The 23,454-nt window shown below is 41.4% G+C and carries 21 protein-coding genes and 1 riboswitch; of the genes, 5 read left to right on the plus strand and 16 right to left on the minus strand.

Features of this window, described 5'->3' with window-relative positions:
• Positions 1-162: 162 nt before the first annotated feature.
• Both H9649_RS08095 and H9649_RS08100 read right to left on the minus strand, forming a co-directional pair.
• Positions 163-1,341, minus strand: coding sequence for a GTP-binding protein (locus H9649_RS08095; RefSeq protein WP_191694237.1), 1,179 nt, complete (start codon positions 1,339-1,341; stop codon positions 163-165).
• Between the two features lie 204 nt (positions 1,342-1,545).
• The gene (locus H9649_RS08100) at positions 1,546-2,376 is read right to left on the minus strand and encodes a zinc ribbon domain-containing protein (RefSeq protein WP_191694238.1); all 831 of its coding nucleotides are present in this window, start codon (positions 2,374-2,376) and stop codon (positions 1,546-1,548) included.
• A 251-nt stretch (positions 2,377-2,627) separates the two neighbouring features.
• Between H9649_RS08100 and H9649_RS08105 the strand changes: the two genes are divergently transcribed.
• Entirely contained in the window at positions 2,628-3,605 is a 978-nt protein-coding gene (locus H9649_RS08105) for a hypothetical protein (RefSeq protein ID WP_191694239.1), read from the plus strand.
• A gap of 230 nt (positions 3,606-3,835) precedes the next feature.
• Here the strand turns inward: H9649_RS08105 and H9649_RS08110 are convergent, their stop codons facing one another.
• The 5 genes from H9649_RS08110 to H9649_RS08130 form a co-directional block, all read right to left on the minus strand.
• Positions 3,836-4,558: a DUF6904 family protein gene (locus H9649_RS08110; RefSeq protein WP_191694240.1), complete on the minus strand. Its 723-nt coding sequence runs from the start codon at positions 4,556-4,558 to the stop codon at positions 3,836-3,838.
• 278 nt (positions 4,559-4,836) lie between these two features.
• Entirely contained in the window at positions 4,837-5,718 is an 882-nt protein-coding gene (locus tag H9649_RS08115; protein WP_225229752.1) for a sensor domain-containing diguanylate cyclase, read from the minus strand.
• 377 nt (positions 5,719-6,095) lie between these two features.
• Positions 6,096-9,047, minus strand: coding sequence for an S-layer homology domain-containing protein (locus tag H9649_RS08120; protein WP_191694242.1), 2,952 nt, complete (start codon positions 9,045-9,047; stop codon positions 6,096-6,098).
• 171 nt (positions 9,048-9,218) lie between these two features.
• Positions 9,219-10,172 (minus strand): stalk domain-containing protein, encoded by a 954-nt coding sequence (locus tag H9649_RS08125; protein WP_191694243.1) that lies wholly within the window; start codon positions 10,170-10,172, stop codon positions 9,219-9,221.
• A 384-nt stretch (positions 10,173-10,556) separates the two neighbouring features.
• Positions 10,557-11,231, minus strand: coding sequence for a GntR family transcriptional regulator (locus tag H9649_RS08130; protein ID WP_191694244.1), 675 nt, complete (start codon positions 11,229-11,231; stop codon positions 10,557-10,559).
• A 163-nt stretch (positions 11,232-11,394) separates the two neighbouring features.
• Between H9649_RS08130 and H9649_RS08135 the strand changes: the two genes are divergently transcribed.
• From H9649_RS08135 to H9649_RS08150, 4 genes are all read left to right on the plus strand, one after another.
• The gene (locus H9649_RS08135) at positions 11,395-12,777 is read left to right on the plus strand and encodes a YfcC family protein (protein WP_263613917.1); all 1,383 of its coding nucleotides are present in this window, start codon (positions 11,395-11,397) and stop codon (positions 12,775-12,777) included.
• A gap of 37 nt (positions 12,778-12,814) precedes the next feature.
• The gene (locus H9649_RS08140) at positions 12,815-14,017 is read left to right on the plus strand and encodes a M20 metallopeptidase family protein (protein ID WP_191694245.1); all 1,203 of its coding nucleotides are present in this window, start codon (positions 12,815-12,817) and stop codon (positions 14,015-14,017) included.
• Between the two features lie 72 nt (positions 14,018-14,089).
• Positions 14,090-15,253 (plus strand): saccharopine dehydrogenase family protein, encoded by a 1,164-nt coding sequence (locus H9649_RS08145; protein ID WP_191694246.1) that lies wholly within the window; start codon positions 14,090-14,092, stop codon positions 15,251-15,253.
• A 296-nt stretch (positions 15,254-15,549) separates the two neighbouring features.
• Complete coding sequence (locus H9649_RS08150) at positions 15,550-15,930, plus strand: hypothetical protein (RefSeq protein WP_191694247.1); 381 nt, start codon at positions 15,550-15,552, stop codon at positions 15,928-15,930.
• On the opposite strand, the gene H9649_RS08155 is transcribed toward H9649_RS08150, so the two are convergent.
• From H9649_RS08155 to H9649_RS08195, 9 genes are all read right to left on the minus strand, one after another.
• Positions 15,912-16,472 (minus strand): class D sortase, encoded by a 561-nt coding sequence (locus H9649_RS08155; protein WP_318241670.1) that lies wholly within the window; start codon positions 16,470-16,472, stop codon positions 15,912-15,914. The two genes, H9649_RS08150 and H9649_RS08155, sit on opposite strands and share 19 nt — an antisense overlap.
• Before the next feature lie 84 nt (positions 16,473-16,556).
• Positions 16,557-17,219: an LPXTG cell wall anchor domain-containing protein gene (locus tag H9649_RS08160; RefSeq protein ID WP_191694249.1), complete on the minus strand. Its 663-nt coding sequence runs from the start codon at positions 17,217-17,219 to the stop codon at positions 16,557-16,559.
• A 32-nt stretch (positions 17,220-17,251) separates the two neighbouring features.
• A complete protein-coding gene (gene sipW, locus H9649_RS08165; protein ID WP_191694250.1) occupies positions 17,252-17,863 on the minus strand; it encodes a signal peptidase I SipW in 612 nt (203 codons plus the stop codon).
• Positions 17,826-19,037 carry a midas domain-containing protein gene (locus tag H9649_RS08170; protein WP_191694251.1) on the minus strand — a complete coding sequence of 404 codons (1,212 nt, stop codon included), beginning with the start codon at positions 19,035-19,037 and terminating at the stop codon, positions 17,826-17,828. The genes sipW and H9649_RS08170 overlap by 38 nt, the downstream gene beginning before the upstream one ends.
• A 160-nt stretch (positions 19,038-19,197) precedes the next feature.
• The gene (locus H9649_RS08175) at positions 19,198-19,794 is read right to left on the minus strand and encodes a TasA family protein (RefSeq protein WP_191694252.1); all 597 of its coding nucleotides are present in this window, start codon (positions 19,792-19,794) and stop codon (positions 19,198-19,200) included.
• Positions 19,795-20,328: 534 nt separating this feature from the next.
• Positions 20,329-21,021 carry a response regulator transcription factor gene (locus H9649_RS08180; RefSeq protein ID WP_318241665.1) on the minus strand — a complete coding sequence of 231 codons (693 nt, stop codon included), beginning with the start codon at positions 21,019-21,021 and terminating at the stop codon, positions 20,329-20,331.
• A 35-nt stretch (positions 21,022-21,056) separates the two neighbouring features.
• A riboswitch (cyclic di-GMP riboswitch) is annotated at positions 21,057-21,141 on the minus strand.
• Between the two features lie 253 nt (positions 21,142-21,394).
• Positions 21,395-22,132: a hypothetical protein gene (locus H9649_RS08185; protein ID WP_191694253.1), complete on the minus strand. Its 738-nt coding sequence runs from the start codon at positions 22,130-22,132 to the stop codon at positions 21,395-21,397.
• A 66-nt stretch (positions 22,133-22,198) separates the two neighbouring features.
• Positions 22,199-22,972, minus strand: coding sequence for a hypothetical protein (locus tag H9649_RS08190; RefSeq protein ID WP_191694254.1), 774 nt, complete (start codon positions 22,970-22,972; stop codon positions 22,199-22,201).
• Between the two features lie 34 nt (positions 22,973-23,006).
• A complete protein-coding gene (locus H9649_RS08195; RefSeq protein ID WP_191694255.1) occupies positions 23,007-23,426 on the minus strand; it encodes a hypothetical protein in 420 nt (139 codons plus the stop codon).
• Positions 23,427-23,454 lie beyond the last annotated feature (28 nt).

Below are 23,454 nucleotides of genomic sequence, written 5' to 3' on the forward strand. Positions count from 1 at the left end.
TTGATGAACTTGTGAATCACCTAACGTTTAGTACTCATTAACTTCTCGTTAAACATACCTCTTTCCATTCACCAAATCTAGATAAATTCACTCGATTAGAAGGGAATTTCAAGAGTTCTATTACACCCACTACATCTAGTATGAGAACCTATTCAGACAGCACTACCCCTGAAACTGTGGCAACTCATCTGCAAACTCCGACCAATCAACCAACATTTCCTCATCCGTCAATAGACACCTATCTAAACTCGTTTCAACTTCCTCCCGGTCCATGTCCAAACCGATTAACACTAATTCTGTTTGCCGATCACCATATACAGGATCCCACCGTTTGAGCAAAACAGGATCATCGTCAAGGATCGCTCGCTCAGGCAATGCCGCTACCCATTGTCCCGCTCCTTGAAAGACTAGTGACGAGCCAGCTTGCGAGAAAAGCCCAGCCATTTCAGGACGTGTCGCTAACCAGAAAAAGCCTTTCGCTCTCACAATTTCTTGCGGAAACGCAGTCAACCATTCATGCCACCGCTCTGGATGAAAAGGCCGGTTCCTTCTATAGACAAACGATGTAATCCCATACTCATCTGTTTCCGGAACGTGCTCTTCATTTAACTCCTTAATCCACCCTGCACCTTCACTCGATTTCTCAAAGTTAAACAATTGACGATTCAACAGTTTCGACGGCTCGACACGGCCAAACTCAGTTAATATAATTTCCGCGTCAGGATTCACTTTCCTCAAAAATGCAACAAACTCTTCCTTGTACTCTTCAGTCACTAAATCCATTTTATTCACAACAATTATATTCGCAAACTCCAACTGATCCATTAATAAATCCGAAATATCTCGTACATCTAGTAGATCGTCCGTTTGCTTTCGATCTAGCAGCGTCTCTCCACTCTCGTAATCCACCCAAAATCGGTAGGCATCGACAACCGTTACCATCGTATCTAAGGTGCAAATTCCCGTTAAATCAATGCCAACTTCTTCATCGATATATGTAAAAGTTTGCGCGACAGGTATCGGCTCCGAAATCCCCGTCGACTCTATTAAAATATAGTCAATCTCCCCTTTTTTCACTAACTTCTCCACTTCAATCATCAAATCCTCGCGCAACGTGCAACAAATACACCCATTTGACAACTCAACTAACTTCTCTTCCGTTCTCGAAAATCCATTATGTTGCACAAGCATCGAATCTACATTAATTTCACTCATATCATTAACAATAACCGCTATACGCAAACCGTCTCTATTAGATAATAAATGATTCAGCAATGTTGTTTTTCCCGCACCGAGATATCCGCTAAGGACCGTTACAGGTATTTTACTATTACTATTCATAATAACCCAACTCACTTCCTTTTAAATCGTAATGATTACTATTTAAAGATACAATGACTCAGTTTACATTGCAACTATTCATTTGAATTAATTCAAAAACGCCACAAAAAAAATGCCGATGAGCAAAAAATCTTCATCGGCATTTCGTCAATTACTCCAATACAAACCCTTACTTTTCAATCGCTAACGACTAGCTCCACTTCACTATTCCAATAGAAGATACCGCAAACTTTCAAGATAACTCATCACCGCAGAATCCCCGATGAGCTTATATAGGATTATGAATGCCACCCCGAGCCCAAGCGTGAACAGGCTGAAACCGTATAAAGGATCCACACTTTTTGGGCGTTTCGAAACTAAAACAGCTGTCACGTATAGTGGCGCCAAAATCATCACATACAACAACGCCGCAGTGAGCAACACACTTCCATAAAAACCTGAATTCATCATAATGAACCCTAACGCAGCGAATCCAATTGCAATACCTGGCAATGCATGGGCACTATAGATGAGCGCAACTTTTTGAATCACGTAGTCTGGCCCGAACAGCTTCGCACCGAGTTGAAGCACAAATAACACTATGACAAAACAAACAAAGACGAACAGAAAGATATGCCAAAACACGAGAAATAATGACGGCATTTCCTGCATCGTCGCACCGACTTCATCCAACATGACAAATGAGCCTTCTAAAATCCCTTTGATTGCCAATAAAACTGTCAAACTGAAAACGAGTGCAAACAGCACGAATGACACGACAGCATTGACGAGATCATCCGGTTTGGCATTGAAACTAATGGATGGATGCTTTATATGTTGCAAAAAATACTGCCCATAGTCTTTCAACTGCTCTTTCAGTTGATCGAACTGCGCGCTCGTCTCCACTTTTTCGACATACACATCACCCGGCGCGCTCTCCACTTGCATAACCGTGCCTTGCTCTGCAAAAGGATAACCCGTCACTTGAAAACGCGCTCCACACCTTAAACAAAAATGCCCTTCCCTTTGTTCATTTCCACAATGAACACACTTCATCCATTCCCCTCCGTTATTGTCCGTTACGTACCGAGTTGACCCGATACACGAATAGTCCTTACTGCCACTTTATTATCGGCAAAGGGGGGATAGTACTACATGAAAGAAAAACCAGCATTTATGTAGATGAAAAGAGTCCATAAACACAAAAAGTCCTTTTTAATAGAAAGGCATTTAGCATATTATTGAACACTTTTAACACGCACGACCGTATAGTAGATATTAACAATATTGAGACAGACGGTGATGCAATGAAACTTATAAAAAAGATTCTGTTGGAAACTGGAAAACTAGTTCTCTTTCTACTGTTGATGGTGGGCTTTGTGTATGAAGCGTCGGAGTTCATTCAATTAAAGAGGAGTGAGAAGGCATTTCCATCTGAAGGGCAGTTGATTGAGAAAGAAGTAGTAAGAGGGCTGTTCGGTTCGATGTCTTATTTCGCGACGATTTCCAATAAGGGTGAAGTACTCGATTATAGTGTGGAGTTGACGAAAGGACAATACGAGGAGCTGACACCCCGCGATGCAGTACAAGGGATTTTGAAAAAAGGGCAATTTCATAGCGAGATGGATGTTAAACAGGAGACTTTCAAAAACTGGATCATGATGATTGTGTATGGTTTTTATCCTTTTTTCTACGTATTCCATCTGCTACGCAAACTCGACTCCGTTGACGCCATTTTTTACCGATACAATAAACCACTGGACCGTGCAGCAACATTTCTATTGATTGGCGGTTGGTTTTTAATGCTTCTAATCTTTTATGGAACAATCGGGAAAGCCGTTTATAATGCGGCGGTTACTTATTCGGGAGAACTTATCGAAAAGGAAGCATACATTACAGACGGATACGTAAGTCCAGGTGGCAGACTGACAGCACCAACCTACCATCTGTCCTTTAAATATTTAGACACGGACGGACATATCCGTCACATGTCCAAACAGATGCTTCGGAGCGATTTTGTGCAGCCTTCGTCAACGATGACGATCCGATTTCCAAAAGATCGGCCTGAATATGTCTCAGTTCCCGGATACTCATGGAAAGACGGCTTTTCACTACTACAGACGGCTGAAATGCTGCAGTTTGCACTTGCCCTCGGGATGACTGGGCTCACAGTGTACATTATCTATTTCATGATTAAGAAAAAGAAAGAAGAGCAATTGAAACGAGTGCAGAAACAACAAAAGCAACAACAGCGTAAGAAACGGAAGAAAAGAAGGAGAAAGTAATTCCCCTAAACTATTTCACTATCCTATCCGTATAGCTGGCGGTATCAATCGACAGAGATACATATCATGACAAGGCTTAGTAAAAGATGCATACTCTTTTCTAACCGTCAGTAGAACTTTTACAGAAATGAAATAGCGACCAGTCCATTTCCCATAGGACTGGTCACTACCTTTTCCTCTTTCGACACACCATATGTAGAATGGTTTTTATAAAAATTTCGGATCCTCGTTTACCAGTCAAGCTTCTGCGTATCCACAACAGCCACTTCGACATCATCCACCGAGATTTTATATTGTTTAGCTAGCTTCTCAATCCCTTTTTTCGTTTTTATATAATTACTATCTTTAATCGCAATCCGTCTAGCCAAAATACTTACAGCATCATCTCTGTCTTCTATTTCATTTTTCAAATAGTCCAGTGCAAGCTGATCGATATACTGAACCATATAGTTTTGATAATAGCCTATAAATTTAGGAGTCAATGAACTCTTCAATAGACGGAACTTATGCTCCCCGATTGTCTTTTCAAGATGTTCGGCAATAACCCCTTGGAATAAACGTATTGTTGCCGGAACGATATCCCAATAATGTTTATTGTTTTTAGCGTTCATTTCGATGAAATCATTTGCTACATAGCCGATGAATAATAATTCAGACCATAGAACCGGTATTTTGTGGTAGACGTTTTTATCTTGTACAGCCGTAAGCGTCATACCCTGTCCATGAACTTCCTTCAGCCCATTATCTACAAATACTACTTTTCGCTCATCATGTAGTGATTCAGCAATGCCGCTACAAAATTCGAGGAAGCGAATCCGCACTTGCTCATATCCTACGTAATCCCCATTCTCTCCGATGATAAGTTGGAGTGATGCAAGTAATAGTGTAAAATCATTTATATCTCCTGATATATAGACACCGGTATTTTTTGGGGTATTTTCTAAGCAAATCATAACTTATATCACTCCTTTTCACACTTCAACTAAATTTTACCACAACCACTTCTTTAGGTCTATAAAACCATCCATATACAAAAAAATATATCCGCGAGACTAACTAACTATATAGACAAAATACCTATTCAACTTCCTTTTAAAGTTACTTAAAACACTAATTATTATTCTAAACAGCGTACTGTATTAAAATCTTACAACTCTATTTTCGAATGCAATTATTTTAATCTGCAACCGTTTAACATCACCCGCACACGCACAGAAACAATCATGTTTGTTTAAACAAACGTAATTGTTTCATACACAGGTACCGATTTGTTTTTGGCTTTGTACATCGCTTGATCGGCTAGTTGAAGAAGCCGCTTCGGTTTTGTGCTATGTGTTGGGTATAAACTTATTCCCATGCTTGCGCTGATATTCAGTCGGCTTGTTCCGATGTGGAAATCATTTTTAAAGATGGTGAGTATGTAGTCAATGACGCTATACATATATGTTGTATCTTCCAGTAAGATGATGAATTCATCACCACTTAAATGGAACAAGTGAACGGATTCATATGGTAGTTGGGATAGTCTTTTCCCTGCCTCAATGAGAAGTTGGTCTCCTGTATCGTGGCCGTATGTGTCGTTGATGGATTTAAAATTATTTAAATCCATGAACATGACGGCAAAAGAAGTTTCTTTTTCACTGGCCTGAGAGATTAATGAGTCCATCACAGTGAGTAATTGGCGTCGGTTTGGCAATCCTGTCAATTCATTACGGAAGGCCAAGTTTTTAAATTCCGCTGCATTTCTAGCTTCTGTCCGATCGACGAGCAGTGCGAGAATCCTTGTCAAATTTCCTTCATCGTCAAAAACGGGCATGTATGTAGATTCCAACCATTTCACTTCACCGTTTTTTGTAACTAGTTGGTTATCTGCCTTCCATTGCTTGCCTTGGCTAATCGCTTTTTTCATATTCCGGAAAGAGTCCTTCTCATTGTTCAATAACGTGTCATAATGCGTCAGATGGATTTCGTCGAGTGTATATTGGGAGAGTTCAAGAAATAGATCATTTGCTGCTAGAATTTCTCCTGTTTTGGATAAATGGAGTAAGAGGAAAGAATGATTAATTACATTATAAAATGCCTTTCCATTTTGCTCGTCATATAGATTTTCCATTCCCATCCTGCTCACCTCGTAATTTTCTCGTTGTCTAGGTTTGTATAACTCCCCAATTAGCTTTCGCATCTTTCGCTATGTACTCTCTTTTCAGATGATAGAACTAACTATCGACTTATACACCACAATTTATTTTTACCCTTTTACCTATAAATCGAAACCTAACTTTAAAACTTTGTATCTAGAATAAGTTATTTGAATAGTGTTATATGTGAGTCTAATGATACATCTAAAACTATTATAGATAGGTGGCCCTTTTTGAGCGAGTAATTGACTAAGGGTCTAATCGAGCGAAATAAAATACAGCCCTAAGAATGATTACTCATTAAAGGACTGTATGTAATAGGTTATATTATTTATATGTTAGCATGACCCTCTTAATACTTTCTTACTAATACATCGACATCAAATTCCGCATGAATACCTTGCGCATTTTGTACTGGCGAATTCCAATTCTCTACTAATTTCACTCGCATACCGCCTATTTCATTCGATAAGAGATTCACTGTCCAACTTGACCCATTCGCGTAATTATTATTTTGCGGCAATACTTCCACGACTAAATCTCCGTAACTGTAACCACTAATGCCATCCGTATCAAAATAAACAACGTCTCGATTTGCAATTCCATTGTAAGCTACATTTTTTGCAACTGTACCGATGACAGCAGACCAGAATGCATTAGGTTCAGTATTTGAGCGTTCTACAGTTCTCAAAGCAGTCGCCGGAATTGGGCGCTCGTTAATAAATACTTGGAAATCCGAGTTATCCACTCCTGAGACAGCTTCACTAAACGTAAATACAAGAGAATTTCCAGATACAACTTTCGCATCGATCAATTTCGGCTTAGCACTGTTGATCAATGTTACATCTCCAACACCCCGCACCTCTACAATATTGCGGGCATTGTCACGGATATTATTTACTGTGAAGCTAGATCTTTTCGTTTCTGTAATTAAGGACGATGGAATGTGGACGGTAACGGTCACATTCGTTGCTCGATCAGCAGTTCCAACGAATGTCGTCGTTACGTATGAGCCGTATGGCAATGCTTTGCCATCCCACGTGTAATTATTGATTTCTTGGATTGTTGACAAGTCAATGCCGCTTTCATTGTCAATTGCGGTATATGTCACTCGTTGTTCTGTACCGATAGAGCTGCCTGGCTGCGTCGTTTCATTTTTAATATTTTCAACAACTGGACGAACTGTGTCATAAACGACTTCATTTGTAACTGCAAATAGCATAATCTCCAATTTGTTAGCGTTTGGACGCGATGCTTTATCCGTCACTGTATTTTCCGGCAGACGCAATTGATAATTAGCATTCGGCAATGATTGTGTAATCGTTAGTGTATTCCCAGCAACGACCGCGTTATTGCCGTTAATCAAATTAATTGGTGTAGAGACGCCCGTCTTTTTATTAATCGCTAATATGGACCTGTTCCCACCGAGCACGATGTCTTTAGTAAATGTGGCTACAATTTTGCCATTCACATACTCAACTGTCGTCAAAGCAGGAGCTGTCGTATCTTTCACCATCGTCACTGTCGTCGAATACGTTTTTGCATTATTGCCTACGGTATCTTCCACATCGCTATCGATGAATAAAACCGCGTCGTATTTATCTGTATAGAAAATGCCTGAACCTGTGAGAATTACCGTTTTTGCATCTTTGCCGACTGATGCTGTCAACGGCAAGATTTGTCCGTTGGAATGTACAAGTCGAGCATGGTTTGCGAATGAAGATAGATTCATGTCTTTGTCGTACGTCACTTCGATACGGTTCTCGCCAAGTACTTTTACGCCGGTAACAGTCGGCGCTACAGTGTCTGCAGAAATTGTAATTTCTGCATGGACCGGATTCGGATCAGCGAAGTTGTTTTTATAGTCTTTTACATTCAACAGACGAACTTTCGCTGTCGTTCCAGCAGCAATTGCCTTGTTTGCAGTGATGATCAGCTGATTCGGATTTGTTGGACTGTTCGCTACTGTTGCAGGAATATCATTCACATAAGCGATGACACCAGCCGCATTGACGGGCTCGTCAAAGTTCACATTGAATAGATTTGTAGCTGTTTTTGCAGCAGCAGAGCCGGATACGTATTTCGGTCCAACTTTATCTTCCGCTTTTAGAATTGACGTATGTTCTTCAAACTTCTCGCCTTTTGCGGAAGTGATTGCACTTGTCGCCTTGAACGCATACTCGCCGTCAAATATCCAGTTCGCATTGATCGTCAACACTTTTCCATCTTCTGATAATGAACCCGTCAACGTCCCAGGGTTCACAGTTGCTCCGGATACCATTGTGAATGTAATATTTTTCACGTTTCCTGACGCATCAAGTACAGATGATTTAGCGACAGGCGTCGTAAAGTGGATTTGCACTTGTTTCGCATTTACTGCTTTGACGCTTGAAATGAATAAGTCGTCCGCTGCATAATCGAATTTCACTTCGATTGTCTTGTCCACTTTTGCTTCGCCTTTCGTAAGGGAAATGATATATGATCCTGCGGTTTTTCCTTCAGAAGCTTTCACTGTAATTCCTTTATCTGTCATAAGGGATGCCGCGTATTTAGTAACTGCCGCCAGTTTCGTTTCTTCTGTAGCTAATGGTCCACGAGAAACGTTGACCGTGCCTGCTTTGAGAAGATTTGCTGCCGCGTCTACAGCAACTTGGTTTTCATCGACTTTTGGTGTAATGAATGCTTCTCCTCTGAAAACGAATGACGCCATTTGGCCGCGTGTGACATGTGCATTCGGAGAGAATGTCGTAGGCGTCGTGCCTGTTGTAATTTCATGGCCATAGAGCGATCGCACAAATTCCATATGCCATTGCTTCGCGTTGATGTCTTTGAATGGCAGTTCGACATTTTCCTTGCCATCCAATTCAAAACCGAGGACAAGAATCTTCGCCATCTGCGCACGCGTCAAGCTGTCATTCGGTCGGAATGTATTGTCTTCATAACCGGAAATGATTCCAGCTTCGACGAGCGCTGCAATATATTTATAAGAAGCATGCGTTTTGCTTACGTCTTTGAAACCAGGGTTGTCCATCTTATCCAAATCTAGATCCAAGACGAGTGCAAGTAACTTGGCAGCGTCTTGACGTGTAATGTTTTGGCCCGGTTTGAATGTGCCATCTTTGTAGCCGTCAATCATGCCTGCTGCCGAATATTTCATGACCGCTTCATAGAAATGGTGGCTTGGAATGTCACGTACATCTGTGAATTTTTGTGTGTCTGCTTGTGTCTGGATTGGTCCTGTCGCTACGACTGCCCCCGTCATGAGTGCAGTTGCAATTGTCGCTTTAAAGATTTTGTTTCCCATTTTGCATTCCCCCGATTTTTGTATGTTTCTATAGGAATTTGTAGATTAATAGTCAGCTAGATAGCTAACTTTAGTATAAAAGAATTGGAAAATTAGTGCAACTTTTCATTACAGTAAAAAGCCCTCCGCCCGATTATTTCGGCAGAGGACAGTGTGTTTCAGCAACGCTTTTTATTCCATCAAATCGTCAACAAAGCTAACAGGTACATATGTCGTCCATTTTTCAAGAAGCGCTGGTGCTTCTTCGAACTGGCGAAGAGCTTTGTTGTAACCGTATTTCTTTTCTCCACGCGTAATTGTGAATGAACGCGCTTCGCCTTCTTTGGAAACGATCGCGCCGTTTCCAGTCGATTTCACTTTATAGCCCAACTCTTCAGCGATTGCGCGAAGAGGAACCATTTTGACGCCATTCACCATTTTGTGGTTAGCAGCAATGATTGCGTCAACTGCAGCGTCCGTTTCCGGAGTTTCAGGTTCAGGCGTTACTTCAGGTTTTTCAGGCTCAGGAGTTGGTTCAACTTCGTCCATCGCGCCATCTAATACGACGATTTTCTCAGGCGGTGTCTGTGCAGGGATGCTCCTTGTCGTAATTGTATAGAAAACGAGAAGATCTTTGCCTTTCAAGTCGTCCATTTTCACTTCTTTGCCAGAGACACTGGACAGTTCCGTTTTCTCGCCGACATTCAATTTCAATGAAAGTTCTTCACTGAATAGCTCTTCATCAAATGTACCTACCGCAACGCTACCCTTGTCGTCTTTTTCAACGATGACGACTTCAGGGTTGTATTGTGGCGGATAGATCGCCAACATCGGATTGTCTGCATCTGTGTAAATTGTCACTTTGTCGCCTTTTGCAAGGTCAACCTTGTTACCACTGTTGTCGAAAACTAACGTATTTTTCGTCACGAAGAATGCAGCAGGCTTGTCTTCATACGTGATTGTGTAGAACGTGGAATTTTCACGTTTCTCAACACTATCGATCGTACCTTCTGTTTTAATGAACGACGGAGTCATCTCCTTCTCATTCTCCTTCACGTCATCTTGAGCAAAAACGATTGCTGGTGTTAGCGCGCTGCCGACCAGTAGTGCCGACATTGCGAATGGCATTGCTTTGTTTTTCTTCAAATCTAACATCTCCTTTAAATTGTACTCATATGAGTAGTCGTTTCAAATTGGATAAAGTTACATATATTTTCGGTTAAACTTTCCATTGTATGTTTACCCCGATTGGGGGTGTTTATAACGGATTTTTCGCTTTAAATTGGCGAGTCGGTGGTATGAGTGCTGTTGTACGAGTGCCAGTCACTCACACAACTCACATACAACTTTATCGATTGAATAATTTTTTATATCGATCGGATAGCTCATTATATCGATCGAATAATTGTGTATATCGATTGAATAGAAGATTTTATCACCATTTCATGACCTACTACCTAGGTAATTGCACGGGTGCCAGTCACTCACACAACTCTCACACAAATTGCATGCGTACCAATCACACACCCCTCAAAATAAGTCCTCCACATTTTTAAATTCCTTGATTTTGCTCGATAAGCTTACAATCGCTTGCTCAAAGTGCTCATGCAGCAGTGAATCTACTTCGGTCATACTCCCTATCTTTAAAGCTTCCATAATGAGCGTATGCTCTTCTGGACTTTTCGCGGAGAATGGACCTTCATCGAAATAGGAATCGAAAAGGATAAGATAAATATCCGTTTTGTCGAGCAATGTCCCGATGAATTCATTTAGAAATCGGTTGCCGCACTTGCTTGTAATGTTCGTATGAAATTCTTTGTTTGCAGTAAGGTACGCATTTATATCTTTATTCTCAAGGGCTATTTTTTCGTTTACAATACAGCTTTTCATTGCCTCAAAATCAGCTGGAATGAACGCTTCAATTGCCAGTTTCGCAGCCATCGTTTCCAACTCTCTTCTAAGAGTGTACGCTTGGATGACCTCATCCATTGTCGGGTTCACTACGAACGCACCTCTATTCGGGATGATGTCGACCAACCCCTGCGCGGATAACTTTTGAATGGCATTCCTCACAGGAGTCCGGCTCACATTCATTTTAGTGGAGATATTCAATTCCACGAGTTGTGTGCCGGGTGCCAATTCCCTATGTAAAATAGCGAGCCGAAGCCTTTCGAAAACGATTTGTTCGACGGGTTGTTTAGTCATAAATATATCTCCTTTATCGTTTTAAGTTTTCTGAACTGCTTGACTACTAAATTAGTATACTCTAACATATACTCAAAGGATTGTACTACAATTTTGATGAACACGACCACAACTATTTTGTAAGCGCTTTATTTAAATAAAAAATTGAACAGGAGGAGAAAAATTGAAGATTAAAATGCCGCATACGTTTGTGCTATTATTTTTAATCATCATTGTAGTCGCTATTGCAACATATGTCATCCCTGCTGGAGTGTACGAAAAAGTAATGAATCCGGAGACTGGCGTTGAAGAGGTGGATTCGGAGTCGTACAAGCGAGTTGAACAGACACCTGTTCCTCCTGCAGACATTTTCAGAGCAGTGCCTCGTGGTATGGGAGAAGCGGGATGGATTATTTTCCTGATTTTCATTATCGGCGGGTCTTTCGGAATGATTAACGCGACCGGTGCCATTCAAGCCGGAATCTCGAAAATGGTTCTCAGTCTTCAGGATAAAGAGAAACTGATCATCCCGCTCACATTACTCGTTTTCTCTCTAGGCGGCGCAACGTTTGGGATGGCGGAGTCTACGCTGATTTTCATTCCGATGGGTGTTATTTTAGCTAGAAGTTTGAAAATGGATGCTATCACGGGAATGGCAATGGTGTTCATTGGCGCGATGGCGGGCTTTTCAGGTGGATTCCTGAATCCCTTTACAGTCGGTGTCGCACAAGAGTTAGCCGGGCTTCCCCTGTTTTCAGGAATTGTATTGCGGATTATTGTACAACTTGTTCTCGTAACAATTGCTTCCATTTATATTATCCGCTACTCTTCCAGAGTGAAAAAAGATCCTAGTTACAGTTTGATTGCGGACATAGAACGCGAAGCATTGTTGAATGAAAAGATTGATGATGTCGTCTTTACAGCACGTCATAAATTAGTGTTGCTAGTTGTCGGACTTGGATTCGGATTGATTATTTATGGTGTGTTCAACGGTTGGAGCACAAGTACTGATCTGGCTGCCATTTTCCTTGCAGTCGGAATAGTCGCAGCACTTATCGGAGGGCATTCTCCTAATACACTTGCAGAGAACTTTATTAATGGCGCGCGTGATCTTACGTATGGCGCGTTAATTGTCGGGCTTGCTCGTGGAATTGTCGTCGTCCTGCAAGACGGTCAGATCATCGACACAATCATTTATGCATCCGCCAATCTGCTTTCTTGGCTTCCTAGCTATTTATCTGCCTCAGGAATGTTCGTCTTCCAATTGTTCCTGAACTTTTTCATCCCTTCCGGAAGTGGTCAAGCAGCAACAACGATTCCAATTATGGCGCCGCTTGGAGATTTGCTAGGCGTTTCAAGACAAAGTGTCGTGTTGGCGTACCAGATGGGAGACGGTTTCACGAACGCTATCTTCCCGACTTCAGCTATTTTGATGGCTGGTCTAAGTGTCGCTAAAATCCCGTATGGCAAATGGGTGAGATGGGTTTTACCACTCATGATCTGGTGGGCGATCGCCGGGATTATCGTAATGATTATTAGTGTTTTGATTAACTACGGGCCATTTTAATGAACCTACAACTATGTACTACCCAAGGAGGACTTCTATGTACAACAAACTCACTACCTTATTAGCACAACAGTATACCGAAATGGTCGGGATACGGCGTGACTTCCATATGCATCCGGAGCTATCTTTTCAAGAAGTACGGACACCGAAAATCATCGTGAATTACTTGGAAGATCTCGGTATAAATGTGAGGATCGATGTCGGTAAACACGGTGGAGGATGTGGAGTTGTCGGAACTCTAAAAGGCGTTGCCCCTGGTCCGACAATCGCTTTCCGTGCAGACTTTGATGCACTGCCGATTACAGACCAAAAGGATGTCGCGTACAAATCAACAGTAGACGGCGTAATGCATGCTTGTGGGCACGATATTCATACTGCCGCTTTACTCGGGGTAGCGAAAGTGTTGGCTTCATTCCAAAAAGAGCTGCATGGAACTGTCGTCTTCGTATTTCAATTTGCTGAAGAAGCGGATGCAGGCGGGGCAAAGCCGATGATTGAGGACGGCTGCCTCGATGGAGTAGATAAAATCTATGGGGCGCACGTCTGGTCCGAATTGCCGATTGGAACAGTCGGAGTCCGCGACGGTGCAGCAATGGCTTCATACGATGGATTTGAAATTACCATTATCGGCAGTGGCGGACACGGAGCAAAGCCCTATGAAACAATCGATCCAATTGTGCTCGGCAGTCAACTCGTCATTAATTTACAAACGATTGTTTCTAGAAGAGTGAACCCTGTCGACCCGGCAGTCGTCACAATCGGTTCTTTCCATAGCGGAAGTGCAGGGAGCATTATTCCCGACACGAGTGAGATTGTTGGAACAGTTAGGACATTCAACCCTGAAGTCCGCAAGCAAATTGAAAAGGAAATCTATCTGATTGTAAAAGCCACATGCGACTTGGCGGGAGCTACATTCAAGTTGAATTATGTACATGGGTATCCTGTATTGCAAAATGACAGTGAAGCGGTGAAAGACGTGCAAACCGTCGTTTCAGAACGTTTGACAGACTATCAATTACTGGATATGGATATGGTTTTGGCAGCTGAAGATTTCGCTTATTATTTACAACAAAAACCAGGGGCGTTCTTCTTTGTCGGCGGTCGCAATGAACAACTGAACGCCATCTACCCTCATCATCACGCAAAATTTGATGTGGATGAGAAGTCTTTGCTCATCATTGGGGATGTTTTCCTTGGTCTTGTGGTCGCCAATGGTCTATTAGGAAACAATTCCGCTTAAATAACAACTTGTACAGCGGGGTAAAATGCCTTTGATTAAATAATAGCTTAGCTGAAATAGGAGTGAATTCATATGCATGTGACAGTACTTGGTACGGGTATGATCGGAAGGACAGTCGTTCGTGAAATTGTCAATTTTCCGCTCATAACAAAAGTTACAGTCGTCGATATGAACGAAAATAACATTGATGATTGTGTAGCGAGTGTCAATAATCCTAAATTGGAAGGTCGAGTTTCATCACTTGAGACGGAAGAAACGATTGTTAGACTGTTGACGGGTGCTGATTTGGCAATTGCCTGCCTCCCCCACTCCTTGAGCATGACTGTTGTGAAGGCGGCGATCAAGGCTAAATGTCATCTCGTCGATTTGGTAGGGTCCATGTATAACGAAAAAATGACGTTTGATGAAGCGGCAAAAGAAGCAGGGGTCATCATCGTTCCAGGGTGCGGTGTGTCGCCTGGCATCACAAATTTCCTCGCAGCACAAGGTATACACATGCTCGATGAAGCGGAAGAAGCCGTCATGATTTGCGGCGGCAATCCACGTTATCCTGTGGAACCGTTGAATTACCAAGTCGTTTTCCGTCCGGAAAGCCTATTCGGTCTTTATACGAAACCTTCACTCACTGTCCAGAATGGTCAACTCGTGGAGATGCTGCCATTTTCGGGATTTGAGAAGATGCAATTCCCTGCACCATTTGGTGATTGTGAATCTGTCATTACGGACGGACACAGCACGGTGTATACGCTGAAAGATAAAGTTAGCAATCTCTACGAAAAGACCGTTCGCTACCCCGGACACTGGGGAAAAATGATGATGTTAAGCGAACTCGGCTTTTTTGACAATGCCCCAGTGGATGTGAACGGAGTGCCAACTTCTCCGCGTAAAGTGACCGAAACGCTTCTTGAACGTAAAATGAAAGGTACATCGAATGAGGATATTACCGCTTTACGGGTGATCGTCAGTGGTTTTAAAGATGATGAACACGTAACGTACACGTGGGAAATGCTTGATTTCTATGACAATGAAAGAAATATTACTTCCATGGCGAAAACAACCGCTTTACCTGCCGCTATAACTGCAAAGTGGATTCTGGCAAGGAAGTTTGACAAGGTAGGTATCTTGCCGTTGGAACGGCTCATTATCGGCGAACATTTCCTTCCGTTTGTGCAAGATTTAAAGGAAGCTGGTATTGATATTACCTTTAAAGAAAGCGTAGGAATGTCCTCTTTATAAAACAAGTAAAGCCAACTCATAGCAACATGGGTTGGCTGTTTTAATGCATCCGTAACGATCCTTCCTTTTGCATCCCCCACGATGTCCGTTAATCCGATTTCTTCTTAATTCTGTACGTCCGGTTTATCGTAAGCGGCCAAGAAAGTGAAAGCAGAAGGAAACTATTACTTTCAGTCTCCAAAACGGTTTTTGACGGGTACAACGATGCAATAAATGAAATATGGGTTCAAATTTCGATCCCGTGTATCCTTTCCGACCGCCCTACTCTATATAAAGGGCAAAGGGAGGAATTCACAATGAACACACATTACTTGAAACAGCATGCACACTTTTCAAACGCAGAGGAATTGAACATAGCAACGGACTTGCATATTTTGCAGCATCGCAGCAGTTTAACAGTCTCCGACTTACAAGTATTGGACGCGATTCGCCGCCACTCCGCAGAACACGGAGCTGCACATTTGAAATGCACGGCCATTGAATACGAAACCGGCAAATCAAACGCCACCGCGCGAAGAGCCATTCGTAAGTTGGTGAAGCTTGAGATTATCAGGAAAGTTCACTTCATACAGCCTGTGACGATGGGACTTGGTGGGAATGTGTATGCTGTGTTGCCGAATTGCGCGAGTGCCAGTCACTCACACAACTCTCACACAACTCACTTCGGCTCTGCATAAATAATATACCGTTCGGGCGCATTTCCTATATACCTGAACGGGTAGCATGTCGACAGCGTCAGCATTTCAACCGGCGCTGTCGAACGGATGACCGTTGTATCATCCGCATCCACTATTTCCGTACCCACAACCGCATAATGAAATGTCCCATGCTGCATTTTGACGATAATTGAGTCACCGGTTTTCAATTTATCCAAGCCGGTAAATGCAGTGTCCCTATGGCCAGATAATAGAATCTGATCCTGTTGACCGGGATAGACGGTGCCTGTATAGTGGCCAACCCCTTGCTTCAACGAATCTTCATCCGTCCCTTGCACAATGGGCAGTTCTTTATTGATAATCGGTATTTCCAGGATTCCAATTGATTGCCCATCCTGAAAAGACAGTTCATGACTTGCTGTTTCGATAACCGGAATGTCCAAAATCTCCTGCGCCTGAACGAGTGCAGCTTTTTCAGACTGCTGCACCGATTTCAGTTCCATATTTGCATAGACTATGAAAAACATGCCGACTAGTAGAAAGATTATCGCTGAATATTTCACCAAAACCCGTCCCCTCCTCATTCAAATGGATCGTGGAAATAGAGAAGCTGCCAATGCACATATGCAAAGGCAGCTAGCTTATTTTTATTGAGCCAATTTCATCCGTCTCCTATATCTGACGAATAGTAACACAATTCCAACTACCATCAGAACAGAACCGAACAACATCATATTAAAAATATTGGTCGATGTAGCAGGCAAGCTTAATCCAATTGATTTAGCACCACCGCCGCTGTCAATCAACCCTTGCGTTATCGCTTGCACAGCTGTACTATCTTTTCTTTCTGCTGTGAAAATAATTGTAAATGCTGACTGAACTCCTTGAAAATCATTGCCAAGGTGCTCCGGAAATCGGATCGTAATGTCGAGGTCTTCATTGCCACCACTTACTAAGTTTCTTTTCGGAAGTACTTTAAAATCTGCTAATTTACCTGTATACAAGTCAACATTGCCAACTTGTATTTCTAACAAAAGCTCATTGAACAGTTTTAAATCGCCTGTATTTTGCACTTCTATGAGATAATCAAAATCTTTATTCCCTGAATTACTAACCGTGATTGTACGATCGGCCCAATCCCCCGGTTTCATATTACTAATATCAAACAACGTTTCCGTAGGCGAAAGGGTGATGTCGATATCCGTCTTTTCCACGTCCGTTTCCACATCTGCTAAAGCATTAGTTGAATGAAAAATACTCATCCCACTAACTAGTAATAGCACTAGAAAAGGTCGAAAAAATTCCTTCATATAAATGTCTCCTTCCATTTCCAACGAGCGATTCAGGAAGAACTTTTCCCGCCGTCTTCCCCTATTACATCTGCTTTCTTTTGAGGCAATTCAATTTGAGCAAGTACTCTCCAAATCGTAATGCCCGAATAGATCAGCAAAAGAAATCCAGGGATGAGCAGAAGAAAAGCACCGTTCTTAGACTGTGAAAAATTAATGAAATAGCCTACATAAGGTACTGTAAAACCTGTATAACTCGCAACCACATTTGTAGCCATAACAGGATTCATGTCAGCTGCATTATTATTATCACCTTTTGTGCGGTATAGAACTGAATCACCACTATTAACGACTTCGGTAATCCGGTGGGTAATTATAATGTCTTCATCCATGAACGTGATGACATCGCCTTCAACAAAAGCATTTTTATCTTCAGCCAACTTCACTGCAATGATTGATCCTGTTTGGATTCCCGGTTCCATAGAGCCCGAAAGAACCGTTTTTAATTGGTAACCGAAAAACTGTGGCTCTCCACCTGAAGCTTTTGTAATGACAACTAATGAAGCTACACCGATTAGCAGCACCATTAAGACGCCGGTAAGGAGATTATTTATCCACTTCATTACTTTATTCGTTTTCGATGGTTTCCTCTTTCTCTCCGTCATTCGAATCACTCTCCATGTTGTTTTTTGGTTCAATTATTGCTGTGTTTTCAGGATTTGAATTGGAATCATTTTCTGGTGTCGCGTTTACTGCTGGCTTTGTTTCATTGGCAGTTAAATCTTCGTTGCTTGGTTGTTTAGCAGCCTCACCGTTAGTTTCCTGTTGTTCACTTTCTTTATTCATATCTGTCTCGTTGTTATTTTCTTCACCAGTCCCATTTTCGTCTATCTCTTTCTCATTTCCTTTGTCTTTTTCTTCTTTACATTTACGGTCTTTCTTTTTAGGTTTTTTCACTTTTTTATCTTTACATTTCAATTCATCCGAATCAATCTCTTCTTCATCTGCATCTTTATCAACGTCATCTTCGTCGATATTTTCATCAACAACATCTTCTTCTACATCGTCACTCTTACAATCAGCAGCGACTTCCCCTTCAGTAACAACTTCCTCTTCGTCTTTGCAATCAAGATCATCTGAAACTATTTCTTCCTCATTTTCATCGTTCTTTTCTCCACAATCGATTTTGTCACCTTCATTAGTTACATCATCACTTTCAGGTGTATTTTCCGGATCGGTTTCTTCGATTTCTTCTTCAACCGGCGCTGTATCCTCGTCGACTTTTCCCTCGGTAACTTCATTTGAATCGTCGCTTTCAACAGTCGTTTCGTTGCTCGATGTTTCATCTTCAACAGTTTCTTCAGCCGGAGCATTTTCAATCTGCCCTGGATCAACGTTGTTTTCTTCGCTTGGCGCATTAGTCAAATTATCATTAGCACTAGAATTTTCTTCTGTATTGCTAGATATCTCTTCTATTGAAGTGTCATCCTTAGGTTCTTGTTCGATGGTATTTTCTTCGTTTGACTCTTTTTCTTCTGTCGGCTCTTCTACAGGTGCCACGATTTCATCGTCGGGTTTAAATTCACTCACGACATTGGAAATCCCTATCACTTCCCCACATTCGTCCAATACAACTTCGGGTTGTGGTTCCATAGCCACTTCCCAAAATCCAGCAGTAATGGTATGCGAATCCACAGATTGGTGAGTGAAAAATGCCGATGTGCCTGACGACATATATCCTGTTCCAAAGACTGCCAAATAACAAATGAGTGCGATTTTGAGATTAAATAAGAAAGTACGATTGTTTTTTTTGTACCGTCGTCTGCGTGTGCTTTTCAAAACGATTCCGCCCTCCTCTTTTGCTTAATGAACTCTTCTTACATATATTCCTCAAAACACAAAACAGGCTTATATGTTGAGAAATATATATTAGGTTGGATGTTGGCGGTCTAATCAAAATAAAATGAGGGAGGAGAAAGGATCTCCTCCCCGACAAAGATTACTTAGACTCTCCAGCTGTTTGCTGTGCATCAAACTTCCAAGTTAGTGATACTGAAGCACCTTGATAAGCGTTTTGATCTTGATTATTTTCATTAAAACGGAATTTCACGTACATGTTATCCACTGTACCCGCTTTAATGCCGCTCTTTTCTCCGCCTTGCCAGCCAAAGAATTTAGGTGATTCGTTCTTAACTGCATCTGGCGTCATGTTAGCCAACTCTGCAAGTGTTTTTGAAACAATGACGTTACTGTCTCCTAATATACTGCCCTTATCTTCGTTGCGAAGGAAGTCTACAACGATATGTTCACCAAAACCTGCAACTGACTCTGTGTACTCAGTAGTCAAGAAAATTTTGGAAATGTCTAGAGAACCATTGTTTTCAAGTTTGAACGTCCGGTTCATCCAGTCTCCTGGCTTAATATTTGTAACGTCAATGATTGTTTCAGGATTCAAACCTAAATCTAGTGTCCCAGCAGTGAATGAATTCGTGCTCGTTTCAACATCATTGAAATAAGCATAAGTTCCTCCACCGATCATGCTTAATGCCAAAGCTCCAGTTGCGACGCCCATTGCTAGTTTCTTTTTTAAAGTCATTTTAAGTTCCTCCAATAATTTTTAATTTTTATCAGTGCATTTGTTCATTGTTCACAAATTGTGTCTCAACGCTATGTTTCTTCAGTTCCGAAAAGTTGCTACTGATTACTTGCACCATTTTCATAGTCAAGCGTGTTCATGACTCACACATTAGAGCTCAATCTGTTCGTCATTCATTCAGAGGAGTTCTCTACTTTACAACATTTACATGTGCATTCTCTTCTTCTTTTCTAATAAGCCCTCAAAAAGATGCCTCATGCATTCTTTCCCCACAGGTTTATCGACAAGTAACAAGCTTTTTTCTATCCCATGCATCTCCTCCTCTTTCCTGTCCGTTTCTGACTATGAAGTTGGAACTATATTTAGTATAAGCAGACAGCGAGTTTTCAGCGTCCCTCTTAGGAGTAGTCTTTTTTAAAAAGGTATTCTACTTTTGGTTACCTGGCATGGTAGACTATTGTGCTTTGCGTTTAATTCATTTCAGACAAACAAAAATCCCTCCCACCTAACACACGGTAGAAGAGATTCTCTCAATTAGTTAACCACATATTTGACTAAGCCAGCCGCATTCGCATATAACGCTGCTTGCGTACGATCGGTCAAGTTCAGTTTCCCTAACACCTGACTGACATGTTTTTTTACAGTGTATTCTGTAATATAAAGAGCATTTGCAATTTGACGGTTCGAATGGCCTTTTCCAAGTTCCATCAGGACTTCCATTTCTTTTGGTGTTAGAGTTTCTGTCATATTGGACATGTTGAAATGAATTTTTGGCGCCATCATTTCTTCCAAAAGTACCGGATCGTAATACGTTCTTCCTCTTTGAATCATCGCGAGTGCATGTAGAATCTCTTCGGGTAATACGAGTTTAGACATATAGCCTGCGACGCCTAACCCTTTTGCGTGTTCAAAATCAGTGATTACGTTTGTAGATGACAATATGACAAATTTACAATTCAGTGCTTGAAACCTCGCTTCTTCAATAATATCGAAACAGGATTTCATCCCGAACTGACTGTCGATGATGACGACATCAGGCTTTTTGTCTGCCAATAGTGAAAGCGCCTCTTCTCTATGTTCGGCTTCCCCCACAACTTGGATGTTTTCTTGTTGTCTTAAAACTGCCGCCATCCCTCTGCTCATTAAAGGATGGTCAATGACTATTGCCACTTTCATTTCCTCTTCGCCTCCGCTCATCGATTTGACGATTGGATTCTGTTTCCCCAAACAGAAAAACCCCAATCTTGTTCGAATTACTTCGAATTAAACGAGGCCGGTTGCACCACTCACTCCATGCGTCCCAGGTGCCCAGATAAAGGATCGCACATCATCGTTTCCATATTTACTTCTGTTACAAGTAGTATAACAAGACTAGTCTGAATATATTGTCGAGAGATGCATACAAGTTGCTTCTATTTTTAGGTTTTATCAACGAACTTTGTCTTCTGTTTGTTTGGGTGCTGTTTGGGTGTTTGGGAATTGTGTATGCGTGCCAGTCCCTCATACAATTGCCCACATTCATCTAAAAAGAGAGATTTAAAGGGCTGATCCAGAAAGTCAATTTATATCGACTTTCTGGACAGCCCCTTTTCATTGAGCACTATAAATTGTGTAGATGATTGTCATCAGAACTGCTTTCCGCTTCTTCAATAACCTCATCAACGGACTCTACAACTGGTTGTTCTTTAGCTTCCTCTCCATGTTCTTCATCTACAACAGGTACATCATTCTCTTCTTCAATTTCAATTTCAATATCAACTACATCCTCACCATCACTACTATCTACATCCTTACTTTCATCAGCAGCATCTTCCTCTACAGACTCTTCACTAACTTCTTCACTAACAGGAATAGATTCTTCAACCGGCTTTGAAGGAGGCACTGGTTCAGGTAGTGATGGTGTGTGGGAAATAGAGCCATTTAATAAGAACATCGCTTGCTGAAGGGCTGCGTCGAGATTTGCAGTGATAGCAGCTTGCTCAGCCTCATTATTTATGTTGAGATTGCCCATCAGTTCCGCGGCATAACTTTGCAACATACTTACTCGAAGAGCTGTTTCATCAGCTGTAAATTGGTCCAGTTCAGCTTCAGCTCTTTGGATTTCTTCACTTATTGCGTCCTTCAATTCTGCCATTAGACGCTCTTTCTCACTTGTAATGGCTTGGTCGATTTGTTCGATTGAAGTATCCTTTTTCCCTTCAAACCAGCTTGTTAGTAAACCTTGAATATTTTGTCCTGCGAATGCTTTATTCATGCCACTTCCGATTGCGATTGTTAGAAGTAGAATCGTACAAAGCATGCCGATTTTTGCGAAATTCGTATTTTGTCTTTTTTTCATATACACTTTCACCCCTATTACATAAATAAGGACCCCAATCGTGCAGGTCCTTATGATTTATTTTGCTTATTTATTCATGTTATTCACGATAGCATCCAAATCACTTTGTGCTTTTAGCAATAGTGATTTTGCTGTCATTGTAATAGTTTTATCATGTATTCTAATCAAGTCGTTATTGATCTTAGTAATTTGAGTGCGCAATTCGTTGATTTTCGCATCAATCAAACCTTTGATTTCTTCAATTGTTAAATCTGCGTTTTTATCTAGCTGAGCTTGAAGTTCACTTTTCGCTGCACCGATTGTTTCTTCCAGATCTCTGATCGCCTGTTCTGTATTTTCATTAATCGATTTCTCCATCTGATCTTGCACTTCAGCTCCAACTGTTCCTGCATGCTTTGTCAAGTCTTCATTTGCTTCTTTTAGAGCCTTATTACCAGCTTCATTAATTAGTCCAGCCGTGTAATCCGATAGTAATTTAAATTGCCCAGACAGATAGGATTCAATATGCATTTTCTGTTCTTTAATCGCATCGATATGTTCACTGGCCCTCTTATCAACATTTGAATTCGTGGCGTTTTTACCGACTTCGCCTCTCTCAGCTAGCTTTTTCGATGTATTATCTTTCAATCCATTATATTCACCTACGAGTCCGTCCACTTTCCCAGCTCCATACTTTGCCACTTCTGCTGAAACAAGTTCACTAGACTTTTTAAACTGACCATCATACCAGCTCTTCAATTGTGCTCCAGCATCCGTCGCTCCAAGTACAGCGCCTCCTCCGGAAACGAGTCCAACTACTAATGCCCCTGCGATTACTTTGCTTTTTACTGTTTTCAACATGTAAATTTCCCCTTTTTAATGTTTTTTATAGTACTTACTCATTTAACAGCTCTTCTAGCATTGCTTCGACTTCCAACAAAATTTCCGCTTCGATATTTCGATTACTTACATAGTCATCGAAGCTAACATCTTGTAATTCTGCTGCTTCATTAACGCTGTCAATCAGCTCGGAACGATGCGCATTAATAGTAGAATTGGTCTTTTCTAACTGATTATCGCCCATGTCTTCTATGTTCATATCCAAGCTTTCCATTGACTGTTTTACAAATAGACTGAAATCCGCTATCCCCACTATGAAATGGGAGGCTGTTTCGCTTCCCAGGATCTCGCTTCTCTTTTGAAATAGATCATTGTACCAAGTGGATAAGTTTTGAGCAGAATTGCTACTAGCATAGATGGTTCCTATGCCAACCATGAGAAATAAAACAACAACGGCACTGACTATTCTTTTCACAATCGTTCAAATCGCCTCCAGTTATTTA

This window comes from Sporosarcina quadrami (genome assembly GCF_014836615.1).
GTDB lineage: Bacteria > Bacillota > Bacilli > Bacillales_A > Planococcaceae > Sporosarcina > Sporosarcina quadrami.

Coding starts and splice junctions, on each gene's coding strand:
- H9649_RS08130 (WP_191694244.1), bottom strand. CDS start 11,231: ATGACTAAACAACCCGTCGAACAAATCGTTTTCGAAAGGCTTCGGCTC.
- H9649_RS08185 (WP_191694253.1), bottom strand. CDS start 22,132: ATGAAAAAAAGACAAAATACGAATTTCGCAAAAATCGGCATGCTTTGT.
- H9649_RS08160 (WP_191694249.1), bottom strand. CDS start 17,219: ATGAAGGAATTTTTTCGACCTTTTCTAGTGCTATTACTAGTTAGTGGG.
- H9649_RS08095 (WP_191694237.1), bottom strand. CDS start 1,341: ATGAATAGTAATAGTAAAATACCTGTAACGGTCCTTAGCGGATATCTC.
- H9649_RS08190 (WP_191694254.1), bottom strand. CDS start 22,972: ATGTTGAAAACAGTAAAAAGCAAAGTAATCGCAGGGGCATTAGTAGTT.
- H9649_RS08110 (WP_191694240.1), bottom strand. CDS start 4,558: ATGATTTGCTTAGAAAATACCCCAAAAAATACCGGTGTCTATATATCA.
- H9649_RS08150 (WP_191694247.1), top strand. CDS start 15,550: ATGAACACACATTACTTGAAACAGCATGCACACTTTTCAAACGCAGAG.
- H9649_RS08105 (WP_191694239.1), top strand. CDS start 2,628: ATGAAACTTATAAAAAAGATTCTGTTGGAAACTGGAAAACTAGTTCTC.
- H9649_RS08100 (WP_191694238.1), bottom strand. CDS start 2,376: ATGAAGTGTGTTCATTGTGGAAATGAACAAAGGGAAGGGCATTTTTGT.
- H9649_RS08115 (WP_225229752.1), bottom strand. CDS start 5,718: ATGGAAAATCTATATGACGAGCAAAATGGAAAGGCATTTTATAATGTA.
- sipW (WP_191694250.1), bottom strand. CDS start 17,863: ATGACGGAGAGAAAGAGGAAACCATCGAAAACGAATAAAGTAATGAAG.
- H9649_RS08140 (WP_191694245.1), top strand. CDS start 12,815: ATGTACAACAAACTCACTACCTTATTAGCACAACAGTATACCGAAATG.
- H9649_RS08175 (WP_191694252.1), bottom strand. CDS start 19,794: ATGACTTTAAAAAAGAAACTAGCAATGGGCGTCGCAACTGGAGCTTTG.
- H9649_RS08145 (WP_191694246.1), top strand. CDS start 14,090: ATGCATGTGACAGTACTTGGTACGGGTATGATCGGAAGGACAGTCGTT.
- H9649_RS08120 (WP_191694242.1), bottom strand. CDS start 9,047: ATGGGAAACAAAATCTTTAAAGCGACAATTGCAACTGCACTCATGACG.